The organism is Achromobacter pulmonis, from assembly GCF_021733725.1.
In the GTDB taxonomy this organism is placed as follows: Bacteria; Pseudomonadota; Gammaproteobacteria; order Burkholderiales; family Burkholderiaceae_B; genus Achromobacter; species Achromobacter pulmonis.
Genome location: NZ_JAIFOT010000001.1, coordinates 5,579,945 through 5,596,997, shown reverse-complemented (window position 1 = coordinate 5,596,997; position 17,053 = coordinate 5,579,945). Strand labels below are relative to the sequence as shown.

The window sequence follows — 17,053 nt, the reverse complement described above, 5'->3', positions numbered from 1 at the left end:
AGTGAACCCATCATGTCCTACTTGTTCCCATTGTTCGCCATTCTGTTCTGGGCGGGCAATGTCATCGTTTCCAAGATGGCCGCCAGCGCCATCTCGCCCACGGCCATCACCTTCTACCGCCTGATCCTGGCGCTGGCGATCATGGGCGTGTTCACGGCCGTGCCGGCCTGGCGCAACCGCAAGCTCATCCTGCGCCACTGGCCCAAGCTGGCGCTGTACGGGGCGCTGTCCGCGGCGCTGTTCCAGGCGCTGTCGTACCGCGCTGCCGAGACCACCACCGCCACCAACATGGCCATCCTGACGGCGCTGATACCGTTGCTGAGCATGCTGCTGAGCGTGGTCATCCTGCGCGATCCGTTGACCCTCGGCATGGCGGTGGGCGGCACGCTGTCGTTCCTGGGCCTGCTGTATCTGGTGGGGCAGGGCGACATGCTGAGCGTGTTCCAGCACGGCATCCACGTCGGCGACGGGCTGATGCTGATGGCGGCATTCTCGTACGCGTTGTACGGCGTGCTGCTGCGCCACTGGAAAGTGCCGCTGCCGGCCTGGCAGTCGACCTTCGTGCAGTCGGTTTTCGCGCTGTTGTACATGCTGCCGCTGTACCTGCGGGTGCCGGCCGCCCAGGCGGCGCTGGACATGAAGACGGTTCCGCTGATCCTGTACGCCGGCATCTTCTCGTCGGTGCTGCTGTCGTTCCTGTGGATCGAGGGCGTGCACCGCCTGGGCCCCAACCGTTGCAGCATCTTCATCAACCTGTTGCCGCTGTTCACCGCGCTGGCCGCGTTCGCGCTGCTGCGCGAACAACTGCATTCGTACCATCTGCTGGGCGGCGCCGTGACGCTGGCCGGCGTGCTGTTGGCGCAGACGGTGCAACGGCCGCTGTTCGGCCGCGGCCGCGCCTCCGCGCTGGCCGCCGGCAAGGCGTGAGGGCGGCGTCCGCCATCATGGCGCCGGCGCGTCCGCCGCACGCGCCGGCGCGCTATTTCGGGTAGTCTGTCGCCAGGGCGGCCGGCGCTGGCGGCCGCCCCCCGACAGTCCTGCCCAGGCATTTTTTCGATGGCGGTTTCCCAACATATCTGGCATTGCGGCGCGAACCTGCCCGGCGACGTGCTGATTGCCGACCTGCGCGCCTATCGCTACGAGGCGCACTTCCATGACGCCTGGTCGATCGGCGCCATCGCCCGGGGGCGCTGCGCCTTCACCGTGCATGGCCGGCCGTTCGAGGCGGGCGAGGGCGACCTGGTGGTGATCGCGCCGGGGCAGGTGCACACCGGCGGCACATCGGCCGGGCTGTTGGCCTACCGCATGGCGTATATCGAGCCGGGCTGGTTCGACGACCACGCCGCCGCGCTGCGCGAGGGCGGCCTGGCGCTGCCAGGGCCGGTCATCCGCGACCCCGGCCTGTGCGCCGCGTGGCTGGCGGCGCTGGCGCCCGAGGCCATCGACGACGGCGCGCGCAGCGGCCGTCTGTCGGCGGCTCTGTTCGGCTTGCTGGCTGCTCATGGGCAGACCCCAGCCGCGTCCGGCGCGGCGCCGGCCGAGGCGACGGACGTCTGCGCATTGCTGTTGCAGCGCATGCGCGCCGATCCGGCCTGCGCGCCCGACCTGGAGGCACTGGCGCGGGCCGAGGGCCGGCATCGCAGCACGCTGGTCAAGCGGTTCGCGCGCCGTTATGGTCTGCCGCCGCTGGCCTGGCTGCGCAATTGGCGGGTGGCGCGCGCCCGTGCGCTGCTGCGCGGCGGCTTGCCGCTGGCCGAGGCGGCGTTGGCCGTGGGCTTTGCCGACCAGGCGCACCTGACGCGGGTATTCAAACAGGTCTACGGCAGCCCGCCGGGGGTGCTGCGCCGCTCGGCGAGCCGCGGCGCGGTGGCCTGACACATTCCTATAAAGCATGTAATGGGCGACGAATAATCGTTTGAATCCATGATTTCCCAAAGGTTTAATCGATTCATAAAGGCCGTTCCAGACCTTGTTTGATTGATCTGAGGGAATGTGAATATGGATACGCACCGCATCACACTGCGCGCCGCCGATGGCGTGGCGCTGGGAGGCTACGTGTGGCGCCATCCCGGACCCGGCCCGGCCGGCCCGCGTCCGGTGGTCGTCATCAACGCCGCCACCTCGGTGCGCTGCCGCTATTACGCGCGCTTCGCCGCCTATCTGCACCGGCACGGCTTCGACGTGCTGATCTATGACTACCGCGGGATCGGAGAATCGCGTCCGGCCTCGCTGCGCGGGTTCCAGGCCTCCTGGATGGATTGGGGCGAGAAGGATTTCGAGGCGGTGCTGGGGTATGTCGACACGCATTTTCCCGGCCAGCCGGTGGATGTGGTGGCGCACAGCATTGGCGGTTTCGTCACCGGCCTGGCGCCGTCGGCGCGGCGCTTGCGGCGCATTTTCACGATGGGCGCGCAATACGCCTACTGGCGCGACTATGCCGCCGGGCAGCGCCTGCGCATGCTGGCCAAGTGGCATGTGGCGATGCCGCTGCTGGCGGCCTGCCTGGGGTATTTTCCCGGGCGCCGCCTGGGCTGGCTGGAGGATACGCCGCGTGGCGTGGTGCGCGACTGGAGCTTCATGGGGCCGCGCTTCGAAGGGCGCGGCGGGCCGGACCATCGCGTGGCCGCGATGGCGGCGGTGACCGCGCCGATCCTGGCGCTCAGCGTCACCGACGACGAATTCGGCACCGAGGCCGCCATCGGCCGGCTGCTGGCGTACTTCACCGGCAGCGCCCGCACGCACCTGCGCCTGGCGCCGGCCTCGCTGGGGCTGGAGGCCATCGGCCACTTTGCATTTTTCCATGAGCGCTTTCGCGACACGCTGTGGCCGATCGCGCTGGGTTGGCTCAGCCGTGGGGAGCGGCGGCCGGCTGGGGTGACGCCCATCCGTTGCGACTGCGCGGCGGCGCTAGCCGGAAGTCCGAGTATCCCCGCGTGAAAATCCCGGCGCCCAGGGCCTCGGCTGCCGCCTGTGCGGCGCTGTGCGCGCCGCGCGTTCACGGCCGCCCCGGGCGCGGCAGCAGCGGCAAGACCGCCAGCATGGCGCCGCCGGCGGCCAGCCAGGCCAGCGGCCAGGACGTGGCCGCCACCAGCCGCGGCAGCGCCAGTGGCGTCAGGAACAGCCCCAGGTAGACGCAGGTGTTGGCCAGCCCCAGCGCGGTGCCGGCGCGGGCGGCGCCGGCCAGCGTGGCCAGTTCGGTGTAGGCCACGCCGTGCCAGGCCGAGGCGCAGATGCCGGCGGCGGCCAGCAGCACCGGCACGGCCAACAACGCCACGCTGTGGCCGGGGGCCGCGCCCAGGGCCCAGGCGGCGGCCGCCAGCGCCGCGAACAGCAGGCAGCCGAGCCAGACACAGCCACGCAGGTAGGCGCGGCGGTTGCCGTGGCGGTCGGTCCAGCGGCCGCTGGCGATGCGCGCGACCATGGCGCCCAGTTGAACCGCCACCATCACCGCGGTCAGCGTGGCGATGCCGGCGCCGCTGAAGTCGTGCAGGAACACCGTGGCGAACGTCAGCACCGCGAATTGCGGGCAGCACAGCAGGCCGATCGCCACCGCCGCGCGCCACACCCGCGCATCGCGTAGCGGGCTGCTGGCGCGGGCCATGGAGCGGGGCGCCGCGCCAGCGCTGGGCGGAGCGGCCATGCGCGCGCGGTCCGGCTCGCGCAACCAGCCCAGCGTCAGCAGCGCGGCGCCTGCGCACAGGCTGGCCAGCAGGCCAAAGACGGCGCCGAAGCCGGCCCGCGACGCCAGCCATGGCAGCACCAGCGCACCCAGGCCGCCGCCCAGGGGCACGGCGGTCTGGCGGATGCTCATCGCCAGGCCGCGTTCGCCCTCGTCGAACCATGCCATCACCGCGCGGCCGCTGGCGCCGTTGACACTGCCGCCCATCACGCCCACCAGCAGCAGGCCCAACGCCAGCAGCCACAAGGCGGGCGCGACGCCGTGGGCCGGGGCCGCGCACAGGCTCATCCAGGCCAGCGCCGCCGCGGTCGCGCCGAGGCCGGCCAGCAACACCGGCCGGTCGCCCCAGCGGTCGGCCAGCAGGCCCCAGGGCAGTTCGAACAGCGCCACGCCCAGGCCGAGCACGCCGAGCGCCAGGCCCAGGGCGTCGTTGTCCAGCTGGTAATCGGCGCGCAGCAAGACGGCGGTGGCGGGCAGGCCGGCCGCCGCCGCGGAGAACGCGACATTGGCGGCCACGCCCACTGCCAGCACCTTCCATCGGTGGGCGGGACGCGCGGCGGGCGCGGGGGCGCAGAGGGCGGAGGCGGGCAGGGACATGATGGTTTTCCAAGCGGGATTGACATTGACGCGGCCAGTCTGCGCCCGTAACATCATTCTGAAAATCAGGAAATTTTCAATTAAAGGTATTGAAAAACGGGACAATAATGCGGCCTGTCACTTTCGACCTGGACGTGTTGCGCAGCTTCGTCGCCGGGGTGGAGCTAGGCAGCTTCGGCCGCGCCGCCGACCGTCTCGGGCGTTCCACCTCGGCGGTCAGCGCGCAGCTGAAAAAGCTCGAGGATCAGGCCGGCGTGCCGCTATTGCGCAAGGCCGGCCGCGGCCTGGCGCTGACCGACGCGGGCGAGACCATGCTGGCGTACGCGCGCCGGCTGCTGGAACTGAACGACCAGGCTTCGGTGGCGGTTCGCGGCACGCGGTTGCAGGGCCGGGTGCGCCTGGGATTGCAGGAGGATTTCGGCGAGATCCTGCTGCCCCGGGTGCTGGGCCAGTTTGCCCGCGCCCATCCGCGGGTGCGGATCGAAGCGCGGGTGGCGCGCAATGCCGACCTGCTCGAACGCGTGGCGACCGGCGAACTGGATCTGGCGCTGGCCTGGGACCATGACGCGGCGCGGCCGCATGGCTTGAGGCTGGCCGAGCTGCCACTGTGCTGGATCGGTCCGGCCGCAATGGATCCGGTGCGCGATGCCGATGGCGCCTTGCCGCTGGTGGCATTCGAGGCGCCCTGCCTGTTCCGCAGCCGCGCCACCGATGCGTTGGATCGCGCCGGTATCGCCTGGACCGCGGCCTTCATCAGCCCCAGCCTGGCGGGCCTGTGGGCGGCGGTCGGCGCGGGCCTGGGGCTGATGGTGCGCACCCCGCTGGGGCTGCCGGCCGGGTTGCGCGTGATGGCGCCGGGCGAGCAGGGCCTGCCGCCGTTGCCGCCGTTGCCCTTGTCGCTGTATTACGCGCAAGGCCGGCCGGCGCCGGTGGCCGCGGCCCTGGCGGATATCGTGCGGCGTTGCGTGCGCGACAGCGTCGCAGCGCTGCCGGCCGTGCCGGGCCTGCCGGCGCGCATCCATCCCGAGGAGGCCGAGCGCCTTGAACCGATTCCATGAAATGAGTGTCTTCCTGGCGGTGGCCGAGGCGCAGGGCTTCGCCGCCGCCGCGCGTCGTTTGGCGATGTCGGCCCCCACCGTGACACGCAGCGTCGCGGCGCTGGAACGGCGGCTGGGGACGCTGCTGCTGGTGCGCACCACCCGCAGCCTGCGCCTGACCGAGGCCGGCGCGCGCTACGCCGCCGACTGCCGCCGCATTCTCGAAGCGGTGGAGCAGGCCGACGACGCCGCCGCCGGCGCCATGGCCGCGCCGCGCGGTTCCCTGCACATCACCGCGCCCGCGCGCTTCGGTGAATTGCATGTCATGCCGGCGGTGATGGGCTATCTGCGGCAGCATCGCGAGGTTTCGGTGCGCGCGCTGCTCGTGGATCGCGTGGTGAACCTGCTGGACGAAGGCGTGGATGTGGCGGTGCGCATCGGCGCGCTGCCCGATTCCACGCTGACGGCGGTGCCGGTGGGACAGGTGCGGCGCGTGGTGTGCGCTTCCCCCGATTTCCTGCGGCGCAACGGCACGCCGGACAGCCCCGATGCGTTGGCGCGCTTTTGCACCATCACGGCAGCCATGGAAGGGCGCGGCTCGCAGTGGCGCCTGCTGCAGGATGGGCAGCCGCGCCGCCTGCCGTTGGACTCGCAGCTGACCGTGACCTCTTTCCAGGCCGCGGTGGCGGCCGCGCGCGAGGGCTGGGGCCTGACCCAGGTGGTGTCTTACCAGGTGGCGCGCGACCTGGCCAGCGGCGCCTTGCAGGTCGTGCTGCGCGACTATGAACTGCCGCCGATGCCGGTGCATGTGGTCTATCCGGAAGGGCGCAGGAGTTCGGCCAAGGTGCGCAGCTTCGTCGAGTTCTGCGTCGAGGCCTTGCGCCGCGACCTGGCGGCACTGCCGGTGTGACGGCCCCGGTGTGACGGCCGGCGGCCATTCTTTCACTGGCGGCAATGCTGTCTTGCGTGGCCAGGCGGTTCCCCCGCGCGCGGAGCGGGTTCAAGATGGACGCCTGTTTCCTTTCACGAGATAGCGCCATGTCCAACGCTCCCCTGACGTTCTACGGCTTTCCCCTGTCCGGCCATTCGCACCGCGTGGCCCTGATGCTGTCGCTGCTGGACGTGCCCCACCGTAGTGTCGAAGTCGACCTGCGCGGCGGCGCGCACAAGCGCCCCGACTTCCTGGCGCTGAATGCGTTCGGCCAGGTGCCGGTGATCGACGATAACGGCGTGGTGGTGGCCGACTCCACCGCGATCCTGGTGTACCTGTGCAAGCGCTACGGCGGCCAGGCCTGGCTGCCCGAGGATGCCGTGGGCGCGGCGGCGGTGCAGCGCTGGCTGTCGGCGGCGTCCGGTCCGCTGGCCAGTGGCCCCGCCGCGGCGCGGCTGGTGACGCTGTTCGGCGCCTCGCATGACGTGCCGGCCACGCTGGCGCGCGCGCATGCTCTGCTGGCGGTGATGGAGCAGGAGCTGGCGGCCACCGGTTATCTGGCGGGCGCCGCGCCGACCATCGCCGATGTGGCCTGCTACACCTACGTGGCGCACGCGCCGGAAGGCAATGTGTCGCTGGCGGCGTATCCGCGCGTGCGCGACTGGCTGGCGCGGATCGAGGCATTGCCGCGCTTCGTGCCGATGGCGGTGTCGCCGGTCGGGTTGCGGGCGGCGTGATGCCAGGCGCGGGCGGCAAGCCCGCGCACCAGGAGCCTGAGATGAATGCGAATACGATACGTCCCATGGGCGCCGCGGATGCCGCGCCGGCCGGCGATTCGGCCAGCGCCAGGCCGGCAGGGGGCGCTGCGGCGGTCCCGCCTGCGGCCGGCGCCATGCCCTGGCACGCCGGCGAACGTCAATTACAGGCGCACGTCGGCATGGCCGAGCGCATGGCGCAGGTGGGCGCGAAGGTGATCCGCCCGTACATGCCGGACCAGCACCGCGCCTTCTTCGCGCAACTGCCGTTCCTGGTGATGGGCGCGGTCGATGGCCAGGGCGACCCCTGGGCCGGGGTGATCGAGGGCGAGCCGGGCTTCGCCGTATCGCCAGACCCCGTGACCTTGCAGGTGGCCGCGCTGCCGGACGCCGATGATCCGCTGCGCGCCGGCCTGGGCCCGGATCAGGCGGTGGGGCTGTTGGGCATCGAATTGCACACGCGCCGCCGCAACCGCATGAATGGCCGTATCAGCGCGTGGGACGGCAAGCGGTTCGCGGTCACGGTGGCCGAGTCGTTCGGCAACTGCCCGCAGTACATCCAGGCGCGCGATTTCCATTTCTCGCGCTCGCCGGCCCTGCGCTTTCCGGCACCGGCGCGCGAGCGGACGACGCTGGCCGAGGCCGACCAGGCGCTGATCGCGCGCGCCGATACGCTCTTCGTGGCGACCTACGCCGACACCGATGACGCCGGGCGCCGGGTCGACGTTTCGCACCGCGGCGGCAAGCCCGGCTTCGTGCGGATCGACGGCGACACGCTGACGATCCCGGATTTCTCCGGCAACCGCTTTTTCAATACGCTGGGCAACATGCTGCTCAATCCGCGCGCCGCGCTGCTGTTCATCGACTTCGAACGCGGCGACGTATTGCAGGTGTCGGGCCGCGCCGAGGTCATCCTGGACAGTCCGGAGATCGCCGCCTTCGCGGGGGCCGAACGGCTGTGGCGGGTGCGCGTGCGGCGAGTGCGGGCCAGGCCGGGCGCGCTGGCGCTGCGTTGGCGCTTTGGCGGCTATTCGCCGACCGCGCTGGCCACGGGGCAGTGGCCGCAGGCCGCCGATGTCTGACGCGGCAGGACTCGCCAGGGTCAGGCGCGGTCGCCGTCGACCTTGCGCACCACGGTGTCGTCCGGCGCCAATTCGCGGCCGTCCTGGGCGCGGACCTGCAGGCGCCGCACCGGTTGGCCGCGCTTGCGGTCGATGAGCGTGGAGTGCGGTTCGGCCGGGCCATAGTAGTGGTCTTCGCCCCACTGGCGCAGGCCGACGATCACGGGAAACAGCGCCCGGCCCTTTTCCGTCAGCACGTATTCCTGGTAAGCGCTGCCGTCCGAGGCCGGCGCCGCCGCCAGGATGTCATGCGCCAGCAGCGTGCGCAGGCGGTCGCTGAGGATGTTCTTGGCCACGCCCAGGCTTTTCTGGAATTCGCCGAAGCGCCGCACGCCGTCGAAGGCGTCGCGCACGATCAATAGCGACCACCAGTCGCCGATGGCGTCGAGCGCGCGCGCCACCGGGCAGGCGGCGCCTTCGAGACTGGTGCGTTTGACCATATCGTCCTGACCTTTGCCGCCGTCGCGGCGGATGAATGTCGATTATCAGGTTGCATTATAAAACCTTAAGGCCTAGCATTCTGGTTTCTTAATAAAACCAAAAAGGCCGCCATGTCTGACCGAACCGATCCTTCCCCCCTGGCGCCGCCATCCGCCGGCGGCATGCCCACCGCGCTGGTGCTGCTGCTGGCGGTGGCCTGCGCATTGAGCGTGGCCAACGTGTATTACGCGCAACCCTTGCTGGACGCCATGGGCCGCGAGTTCCGCCTGGACGAGGGCGCGGTGGGCATCGTCGTCACCGCGACGCAGTTGGGCTGCGCGCTGGCGCTGGCGCTGGTGGTGCCGCTGGGCGACCTGTTCGACCGGCGCCGCCTCATGCTGGCGCAGCTGGGGCTGCTGGTGCTGGCGCTGGCCGCGGTGGCGCTGGCGTCCGCCGCGCCGTGGCTGCTGGCCGGGATGCTGGCGCTGGGCCTGCTCGGCACCGCCATGACCCAGGGTCTGCTGGCCTTGTCGGCCGCGCTGGCGGCGCCGGGCGAGCGGGGGCGGGTGGTCGGCGCGGTGCAGGGCGGCGTGGTGATCGGGCTGTTGCTGGCGCGCACCCTGGCCGGCGCGGTGGCGGACCTGTGGGGATGGCGCGCGGTCTACCTGGTGTCCGCTGGCCTGGCCGCCTTGCTGGCACTGGCCTTGGCCCGCTGGCTGCCGCGCCGCGCCCTGCCGGCCGCGGGACTGGGCTATGGCGCGCTGCTGCGCTCGATGCTCACGCTGCTGGCGAGTGAGCGGGTGCTGCGGGTGCGCGGCATGATCGCGCTGCTGATGTTCGCCGTCTTCAGCGCGTTCTGGACGGCGCTGGTGCTGCCCCTGAGCGCGCCGCCGTATTCGTTGACGCCTAGCGCGGTGGGCGCGTTCGGGCTGGTGGGCGTGGCGGGCGTGCTGGTGGCGGCGCGGGCCGGCCGGCTGGCGGACAGGGGCCATGCCCAACTCACCACCGGCGCCGGCTTGGCGCTGCTGTGCCTGGCCTGGGGACCGATCGCGCTGCTGGACCGGAGCCTGTGGGCGTTGGCGCTGGGCGTGTTGGTGCTGGACATCGCTGCGCAGGCGCTGCACGTGACCAATCAGGCCATGATCTTTTCCATCAGCGCGCAGGCCCATAGCCGCCTGGTCGGCGGCTACATGATGTTCTACGCGGTGGGCAGCGGGCTCGGGTCGATCGCATCGACCTTCGTCTATGCGCGGGCCGGCTGGCTCGGGGTATGTGCGCTGGGCCTGGGACTGAGCCTGGCGGCGGCGCTGTTCTGGGCATTGACGTTGCCGCGCAAGGCGGCGCCGGCGGCGCACTGCGCCAGCGCGCGCCGCGCGTGAGAGGCGCGGGCGCGGTCCGGTCAGTGATGTTCGAGCGTGTGGGCGATGGCCGCCACTTGCCGCGCGAATGCCGGATCGGCGCGGTCGCGCGGGCGCGGCAGGTCGATGTCGTAGCTGCCGGCGATATTGGCCGGGCGGCCGCCCAGCACCACCACCTTGTCGGCCAGGAACACGGCCTCCTCGATGTCGTGGGTGACGAACAGCACCGCCGCGCCGGCGCCCTGCCAGACGCGGATCAATTCCTGCTGCAGGTTGCGGCGGGTGATGGCGTCGACCGCGCTGAAGGGTTCGTCCATCAGCAGCAGGTCGGGCTTGACCGCCAGGGCGCGGGCGATGCCGACGCGCTGCGCCTGGCCGCCGGACAACTGGTGCGGCCAGCGGCGGCCATAGTCGCCCATGCCGGTCAGCCGCAGCGCGGCGTCGATGCGCTGCTGGCGTTCATGGCGATCCAGGCCCAGGCCTTCGAGGCCGTAGCCGACGTTGCCGCCGACCGTGCGCCATGGCATCAGGCGGCTGTCCTGGAACACCACCGCGCGGCTGCGGCGGCCCGCGCGCGCGGGCGCCTGGAACCGGACTTCGCCGCTGGCGGGGTCGGCCAGGCCGGCCGCCGCGCGCAGCAGGGTGGACTTGCCCACGCCCGAGCCGCCCACCACGGCCACGAAACTGCCCGCCTCGATCGCCAGCGACAGGCCCTGGATCACGGGGGCGTCGGCGCCCGGATGGCGGTACGAGAGTTTGGAGAATTCGATCACGGACGCCATTGCAGCACCTTGCCTTCGACCGCCGAGAACGCCAGGTCGCAGAGTGTGTAGACCAGCGAGATGATCAGCATGTAGACCACCACCGCGTCGTAGGCGCCGACGCCGGCGGCGGCATTCATTTCCTGGCCCATGCCGGGCACGCCCAGTAGTTCGGCGGCGATCAGCGTCATCCAGGCCTGGCCGATGCCGGTGCGCACGCCCGACAGCGCGCCGGGCGCGATGGCCGGCAGCGTTACGCCGAGCGCGCGCGCCAGGTAGCCGCCGTGGCCGAAGGCGCGCGCCAGCTCGTAGTAGCGCGGGTCGACATTGCGCACCGCGCTGTAGGTGGCGAAGTAGTTGACCCAGAACACGCCGATGGCGATGACGAAAGCGGCGCCGGCATGGCTGACCTTGAACCAGGCGATGGCGAATACCACCCAGGCCAGCGGCGGGATCGGCCGCAGGATGCGCGCCAGGTAGGCTTGCGCCAGGTCGAAGCGCGGCAGCGTGGCGGCCGCCAGGCCGACGGCAAAGCCCAGCGCGGTGCCGGCGGCCAGGCCCCAGAAGTAATGCACCAGGCTGGAGCCGATGGCCGGCAGCAGGCGGCCCGACTGCCATTCCTGGACCAGCGTGGCGGGCAGTGCGAAGGGGTCGGGCAGGGTGCCGGGGGGCGCCCATTGCCACAGCAGGGCGGCTTTCCAGATGGCGATGAAGATAACCAGGCCGGAGATGCCGTAGGCCGCCCGGCGCGCCGCGGCGAACCAGGGCGGCGCCCCGTTGCGGACCGGGGCCGCGGGGGCGGCAAGGGCCGGGGCGGTCTGGCTCATGGCTGGGCGGCCTTGTCGTAGAAGCGGGTGTCGAACAACTGCTTGACGTCGGCGCTGGCCGCGCCGACCGTGCCCAGGCTGGCCTGGAAGGCCTGCAGTTCGGCGGTGGCGTCGACGATGGCATGCGGGTCGGCCACGAATTGGTCATGCGAGTTGCGGATGGCCTTTTCCACCAGCGCGCGGTCGAGGCGGCCGCCGCCGACATATTTCTGCACATGCGCAGCGGTGCGCGCCGGGTCGTCGCGCAGCAGGGCGGTCGCGGCCACTTGGGCGTTGACCAGTTGCTGCACCGCTTCGGGGTGTTCGGCGATCAGCTTGTCGCGCACCAGCAGCACCGCGCCGGGTTGGTTCGGAAACAGCTGCGAGCCGCGCGCCACCACGCGCGATTCCGGCAGCCGGGTCAGCACGGTGGTGACGGTGGGTTCGAGAATGGCGGCGCCGTCGATGGCCCCGGTCAGCAGCGACTGCTGGATCTGCGCTTCGCCCTGGTAGATCAGTTCGAGGCTGGCCGGATCGGCCTTCAGGCGTTGGCGCAGCCAGTATTGCAGGGCGGCCTCGGGCACCGCGCCCTTGGGGTAGCTGGCGATGACCGGCTTTCTGCCCTTGTCCTTGGCGAAGCGGGCGAACGCGGTGGCCGGATCGCCCGAGGCGAAATACGGCGCCAGCGCGCCCAGCGCGACCACGTTGACCTGTTCGACGATGTTGGAGGCCACCACCTTGATGCCGGCGCCCTTGGCGCTGGCCACCAGCGCCGGGCCGATGCCGACATAGGCGACGTCGAGCTGCCCGGCCAGCAGCGCCTGGGTCAAGGCCGGGCCGCTCTGGAATTGCACCAGCTTGGGCGCGGGCGCGCCCTTGGCCTGCAACGTGCCTTCTTCCAGCGCCACGAACAATTGCGCGTCCGGCAGGATCGGCAGGTAGCCAATTTCGAGCGCGGGCGGCGCGGCGTGAGCGAGGGACGTGGTGGCGGCGAGGAGCGCGGTGGTGAACAGCTTGCGGAGCATGGAGGAAAGGTCCTGAACGAGGGCGCCTTTGATGCGGCTGGCGGCTTGCCCGCGGACCCGGGTTTCCCACATCCGCTTAGTAATTTTAGATATGTTTTATCCTTTTCATTATTCATTCTGGTTATATGCTTAATGGCGCCGCGCACCAAGGAAAAAGACCGCCGCAGCGGTCTTTCCGGGTTCGGTGGCAGCGCCGCGCGGCGTCAGGGCTGCACGGCGTACTCGATCGAGCCGGCCACCACCGCCGCCAGGCCGGGCGCCTGGGTCAGCTTGTGCAGGGCGTAGGTCTGGGCCGTGGCGATCTTGGCCTGGTGGAAGGCCGGGTCCTCGTCCTGGCGGTCCAGCGACACCAGCAGCGCGCGCGCCATCTGCCAGCCGGCCAGCACCGTGCCCGCCAGCAGCAGGTAGGGCACGGCCGAGCCGAACACCGCGTTGGGATGGGCGGCGGCGTTGGCCACCACGAAGTCGACCGTATTGGCCAGCGCCAGGCGGCCCTCGCGCAGCGGTGTCAGCACCAGGCGGGCAGCCGCCTCGCTGCGCGCCTGCAGCGCTTCTTCGGTCTGGCGGATTTCTTCGATCAGCGCCTGCGCCACCGCGCCGCCGTCGCGCAGCGTCTTGCGGCCGACCAGGTCGTTGGCCTGGATCGCGGTGGTGCCCTCGTAGATGGTGAGGATGCGGGCGTCGCGGTAGTACTGGGCGGCGCCGGTTTCCTCGATGAAGCCCATGCCGCCGTGCACCTGCACGCCCAGGCTGGCGACGTCGATGGCGGCCTCGGTGCACCAGCCCTTGACGATCGGCACCAGGAATTCCTGCACCGCCAGGTGGCGGGCGCGTTCGGCCGGGTCGGCGCTGGCGTGGGCCAGGTCGGCGTGGCCGGCGGTGTAGTAGGCCAGCGCGCGGCCGGCTTCGGTCAGGGCGCGCATGGTGCCCAGCATGCGGCGCACGTCCGGGTGCTGGATGATGGCCACGGCGTTGCGCGAGGAGCCGTCCACCGGGCGGCTCTGCACGCGCTCGGCGGCGTAGGCCAGCGCGTGCTGGTAGGCGCGGTCCGCCACCGCGATGCCCTGCACGCCGACGGCGAAGCGGGCCGCGTTCATCATGATGAACATGGCGTCCAGGCCACGGTTTTCCTGGCCCACCAGGTAGCCGATGGCGCCGCCCGCGTCGCCGAACTGCAGCGTCGCGGTGGGGCTGGCCTTGATGCCCAGCTTGTGCTCGATCGACACGCAGGTGACGTCGTTGCGCGCGCCCAGCGAGCCGTCGTCGTTGACCAGGAACTTGGGCACCAGGAACAGCGAGATGCCTTTGACGCCTTCGGGCGCATCGGGCAGCCGCGCCAGCACCAGGTGGATGATGTTCTCGGCCAGGTCGTGTTCGCCGTAGGTGATGAAGATCTTGGTGCCCGAGATGCGGTAGGTGCCGTCGCCGACCGGCTGCGCGCGGGTGCGCAGCAGGGCCAGGTCGGAACCGGCCTGCGGCTCGGTCAGGTTCATGGTGCCGGTCCACTGGCCCGACAGCATCGGGCCGATGTAGCGGTCGCGCAATTCGGGCGAGCCGGCGGTCAGCAGCGCCTCGACGGCGCCGTTGGTCAGCAGCGGACACAGCGCGAACGACAGGTTGGCGGCGTTGAGCATTTCGGAGCAGGGCGCGCCCAAGAGGCCGGGCAGGCCCTGGCCGCCGTATTCGGTCGGATGCGTCATGCCCTGCCAGCCGGCCTCGGCGTATTGGCGGAAGGCCTGCCTGAAGCCGGGCGAGGTGGTCACCGCGCCGTCATGCCAGGCGCTGGGCTCGCGGTCGGCGGGATGGTTCAGCGGCGCCAGCACGTCGGCGGCGAAGGTGGCGGCTTCCTCCAGCACCGCCTGGGCGGTGTCGGGCGTGGCTTCGGCATACTGCGGCAGCGCCGCCACCCGCGGCAGGCCGGCAAGATGGTTCAGCACGAACAGCATGTCTTTCACGGGGGCTTGGTACGTCATGGCGTCGGAGCTCCGGGGAGTCTGGATAGGGAGGGAATCAGGTGGCGTCGATGGCGCGGGTGGAACCCACCGCCGCGCGCAGCTCGAATTTCTGGATCTTGCCGGTCGAGGTCTTGGGCAGTTCGCCGAAGCGCACCGCGCGCGGCACCTTGAAGCCGGGCAGCAGCAGCTTGCAGTGGGCGATGATTTCTTCGGCGGTGGCGCTGCAGCCGGGCTTGAGCTCGACGAAGGCGCACGGCGTCTCGCCCCATTTCGGGTCGGGCATGGCCACCACCGCCACGGCGGCCACGGCCGGATGGCGGTACAGGGCGTCCTCGACCTCGATGCTGGAGATGTTCTCGCCGCCCGAGATGATGATGTCCTTGCTGCGGTCCTTGATGCGGATGTAGCCGTCGGGCGTCATCACGCCCAGGTCGCCGGTGTGGAACCAGCCGCCGCCGAAGGCCTCGTCGGTGGCGCGTTCGTTCTTCAGGTAGCCCTTCATGCAGATGTTGCCGCGGAACATGATCTCGCCCACGGTCTGCTCGTCGGCCGGCACTTCCTGCATGGTGTCGGGGTTGCGCACCGAGACGCCGGCCTGCAGGTGGTAGCGCACGCCCTGGCGCGCGGTCAGCAGGGCGCGCTGTTCGTCTTCCAGGTCATTCCAGGCTTCCTGCGGGGCGCACACGGCGGCCGGGCCGTAGACCTCGGTCAGGCCGTAGACGTGGGTCAGTTCGAAGCCGATTTCCTTCATCTTGGCGATCACCGCCGGCGCCGGCGCGGCGCCGGCCACCATGGTGCGCACGGTGTGGCGGATGCCGGCGCGCATGTCGGCCGGGGCGTTGGCCAGCGCGCTCTGCACGATGGGCGCGCCGCAGTAGTGGGTGACGCCCTCGGCGCGGATCAGGTCGAACACGGTCTTGGGATCGAACTTGCGCAGGCAGACGTTGACGCCGGCGCGCGCGGCCACGGTCCAGGCGAAACACCAGCCGTTGCAGTGGAACAGCGGCAGGGTCCACAGATAGACCGGGTGCTTGGGCATGTCCCATTCAAGGATGTTGCTGACGGCGTTGAGATAGGCGCCACGGTAATGGTAGACCACGCCCTTGGGATCGCCGGTAGTGCCCGAGGTGTAGTTCAGCGCGATCGCGTCCCATTCGTCGGCCGGCGGGCGCCAGTCGAACCTCGCGGGCGCGGCGGCCAGGAAGGCTTCGTAGTCGGTGGCGCCGGGCAGGGTGGCGGGCGTGCCGTCCAGGTCGTGCACCGAGATCACCACCAGGTGCGGGAATTCGGCGCGGGCGCGCTGCGCGAGTTCGGCGTATTCGGTGTCGACGATGAGCGCGCGGGCCTCGCCGTGGCCCAGCATGAACAGCACGCTGGGCGTGTCCAGGCGGGTGTTGAGGGTGTTGAGCACGGCGCCCAGCATCGGCACGCCGAAATGCGCCTCGACCATGGCGGGGATGTTCGGCAGCATCACCGCCACCGTGTCGCCGCGTTGGATGCCGGCGGCGGCCAGGGCGCCGGCCAGGCGTTGCGCGCGTTCGTAGGTCTGGGCCCAGGTGCGGCGCACGGCGCCGTGCACCACGGCCAGGCGGTTGCCGTAGACCTGCGCGGCGCGGGCGATGAAGTCGACCGGGGTCAGGGGCTCGTAGTTGGCGTCACGGCGCGCCAGGCCGTGGTCGAACATGCTGCTCATGCTTGTCTCCTGTGGGGCGCGGGGGCGCCCGGATATGCTTTTTTGCGGGAAACTTGATCTGGATCGCCGGGGATGATCTGTAGCCGGAATCCCGCTGCTTGCTAGAGCTTATCGGCCGCCGGAAAATGGTGTCTGTCGCCTGCATGACAGACCTTATTCCGCGCGCCCAATCCACAGTTTTACACGGTTCTTTCCATGTCCGATGTTTCAAACGACGTTTCCCGGACCGAGCTGTCCGCGCTGTTGCGCGGCTGCGCCTGGTTCAACGCGCTGGAGGCGCCGCACCAGGAGCTGGTACTGGCCACGGCGCGGGGCGAGCACGTCGCCAGCGGCGCCTGGATCGCGCGCCGCAACGCGCCGTCTGACTACTGGCTGGGCGTGCACAGCGGCCTGCTGAAGCTGGCGATCTACAACGAATCGGGACGCAGTTGCACCTTTTCCGGGGTGCCGCCGGGCGGCTGGTTCGGCGAGGGCAGCGTCATCAAGCGCGAATTGCGCAAGTACGACGTGGTGGCGATCCAGCCGTCGCTGGTGCTGCGGGTGCCGGCCGCCACCTTTCATGCGCTGCTGGCGGCCAGCCTGCCGTTCTCGCACTTTGTCATCGGGCAATTGAATGACCGCATGGGCGAGTTCATCGCTTCGATCCAGAACCATCGCCTGCTGGATGCCGATGCGCGCGTGGCGCAGTCGCTGGCGCAGTTGTTCAACCCGCAGCTGTATCCGTCCACCGACCTGACGCTGGCGATTTCCCAGGAGGAACTCGGCTACCTGACCGGCCTGTCGCGCCAGCGCGTCAACCAGGCGCTGCAGACGCTGGCCGACCAGGGCGTGCTGGCGCTGTCGTACAACCAGATCAAGGTGCTGGACCTGGAACGCCTGCGCCGGTACGGGCTGGACCAGCTCTGAAGGCGCGGC

Annotated in this window: 16 protein-coding genes; 9 read left to right on the top strand and 7 right to left on the bottom strand. The window is 70.7% G+C overall.

What is annotated here, in order from left to right:
* Window positions 1-12: 12 nt before the first annotated feature.
* The 3 genes from K2W61_RS25775 to K2W61_RS25765 all read left to right on the top strand — a co-directional run bounded on the left by K2W61_RS25775 (window position 13) and on the right by K2W61_RS25765 (window position 2,937).
* Entirely contained in the window at window positions 13-927 is a 915-nt protein-coding gene (locus tag K2W61_RS25775) for a DMT family transporter (RefSeq protein WP_175141110.1), read from the top strand.
* A 129-nt stretch (window positions 928-1,056) separates the two neighbouring features.
* Window positions 1,057-1,875 carry a helix-turn-helix transcriptional regulator gene (locus K2W61_RS25770; protein ID WP_175141111.1) on the top strand — a complete coding sequence of 273 codons (819 nt, stop codon included), beginning with the start codon at window positions 1,057-1,059 and terminating at the stop codon, window positions 1,873-1,875.
* A 123-nt stretch (window positions 1,876-1,998) separates the two neighbouring features.
* Window positions 1,999-2,937, top strand: coding sequence for an alpha/beta hydrolase family protein (locus K2W61_RS25765; RefSeq protein WP_236756818.1), 939 nt, complete (start codon window positions 1,999-2,001; stop codon window positions 2,935-2,937).
* A gap of 58 nt (window positions 2,938-2,995) precedes the next feature.
* On the opposite strand, the gene K2W61_RS25760 is transcribed toward K2W61_RS25765, so the two are convergent.
* On the bottom strand, window positions 2,996-4,276 hold the full coding sequence (locus tag K2W61_RS25760) for an MFS transporter (protein ID WP_236756817.1): 1,281 nt from the start codon (window positions 4,274-4,276) through the stop codon (window positions 2,996-2,998).
* A gap of 107 nt (window positions 4,277-4,383) precedes the next feature.
* Here K2W61_RS25760 and K2W61_RS25755 point away from each other — a divergent pair, with 107 nt between their 5' ends.
* The 4 genes from K2W61_RS25755 to K2W61_RS25740 all read left to right on the top strand — a co-directional run bounded on the left by K2W61_RS25755 (window position 4,384) and on the right by K2W61_RS25740 (window position 8,081).
* Entirely contained in the window at window positions 4,384-5,334 is a 951-nt protein-coding gene (locus K2W61_RS25755; protein WP_236756816.1) for a LysR substrate-binding domain-containing protein, read from the top strand.
* Window positions 5,318-6,223, top strand: a complete 906-nt coding sequence (locus K2W61_RS25750) for a LysR family transcriptional regulator (RefSeq protein ID WP_175131734.1) — start codon at window positions 5,318-5,320, stop codon at window positions 6,221-6,223. The genes K2W61_RS25755 and K2W61_RS25750 overlap by 17 nt, the downstream gene beginning before the upstream one ends.
* Window positions 6,224-6,351: 128 nt before the next feature.
* Window positions 6,352-6,981 (top strand): glutathione S-transferase family protein, encoded by a 630-nt coding sequence (locus K2W61_RS25745; RefSeq protein WP_175131735.1) that lies wholly within the window; start codon window positions 6,352-6,354, stop codon window positions 6,979-6,981.
* 155 nt (window positions 6,982-7,136) lie between these two features.
* Window positions 7,137-8,081, top strand: a complete 945-nt coding sequence (locus K2W61_RS25740) for a pyridoxamine 5'-phosphate oxidase family protein (protein ID WP_236757094.1) — start codon at window positions 7,137-7,139, stop codon at window positions 8,079-8,081.
* 20 nt (window positions 8,082-8,101) lie between these two features.
* Here K2W61_RS25740 and K2W61_RS25735 read toward each other — a convergent pair whose 3' ends face one another.
* The gene (locus tag K2W61_RS25735) at window positions 8,102-8,560 is read right to left on the bottom strand and encodes a winged helix-turn-helix transcriptional regulator (protein WP_175131736.1); all 459 of its coding nucleotides are present in this window, start codon (window positions 8,558-8,560) and stop codon (window positions 8,102-8,104) included.
* Window positions 8,561-8,671: 111 nt separating this feature from the next.
* Between K2W61_RS25735 and K2W61_RS25730 the strand changes: the two genes are divergently transcribed.
* Complete coding sequence (locus K2W61_RS25730) at window positions 8,672-9,919, top strand: MFS transporter (protein WP_175131737.1); 1,248 nt, start codon at window positions 8,672-8,674, stop codon at window positions 9,917-9,919.
* A gap of 20 nt (window positions 9,920-9,939) precedes the next feature.
* Here K2W61_RS25730 and K2W61_RS25725 read toward each other — a convergent pair whose 3' ends face one another.
* From K2W61_RS25725 to K2W61_RS25705, 5 genes are all read right to left on the bottom strand, one after another.
* Window positions 9,940-10,680, bottom strand: coding sequence for an ABC transporter ATP-binding protein (locus tag K2W61_RS25725; RefSeq protein WP_175131738.1), 741 nt, complete (start codon window positions 10,678-10,680; stop codon window positions 9,940-9,942).
* Entirely contained in the window at window positions 10,668-11,486 is an 819-nt protein-coding gene (locus K2W61_RS25720; protein ID WP_236756815.1) for an ABC transporter permease, read from the bottom strand. Before K2W61_RS25720 ends, K2W61_RS25725 begins: the two co-directional genes overlap by 13 nt.
* Window positions 11,483-12,490, bottom strand: a complete 1,008-nt coding sequence (locus tag K2W61_RS25715) for an ABC transporter substrate-binding protein (RefSeq protein WP_175141116.1) — start codon at window positions 12,488-12,490, stop codon at window positions 11,483-11,485. Before K2W61_RS25715 ends, K2W61_RS25720 begins: the two co-directional genes overlap by 4 nt.
* A 203-nt stretch (window positions 12,491-12,693) precedes the next feature.
* A complete protein-coding gene (locus K2W61_RS25710; protein WP_236756814.1) occupies window positions 12,694-14,463 on the bottom strand; it encodes an acyl-CoA dehydrogenase in 1,770 nt (589 codons plus the stop codon).
* A 37-nt stretch (window positions 14,464-14,500) separates the two neighbouring features.
* Complete coding sequence (locus K2W61_RS25705; RefSeq protein WP_236756813.1) at window positions 14,501-16,138, bottom strand: acyl-CoA synthetase; 1,638 nt, start codon at window positions 16,136-16,138, stop codon at window positions 14,501-14,503.
* A 195-nt stretch (window positions 16,139-16,333) separates the two neighbouring features.
* Between K2W61_RS25705 and K2W61_RS25700 the strand changes: the two genes are divergently transcribed.
* Entirely contained in the window at window positions 16,334-17,044 is a 711-nt protein-coding gene (locus K2W61_RS25700) for a Crp/Fnr family transcriptional regulator (protein ID WP_175141117.1), read from the top strand.
* Window positions 17,045-17,053 lie beyond the last annotated feature (9 nt).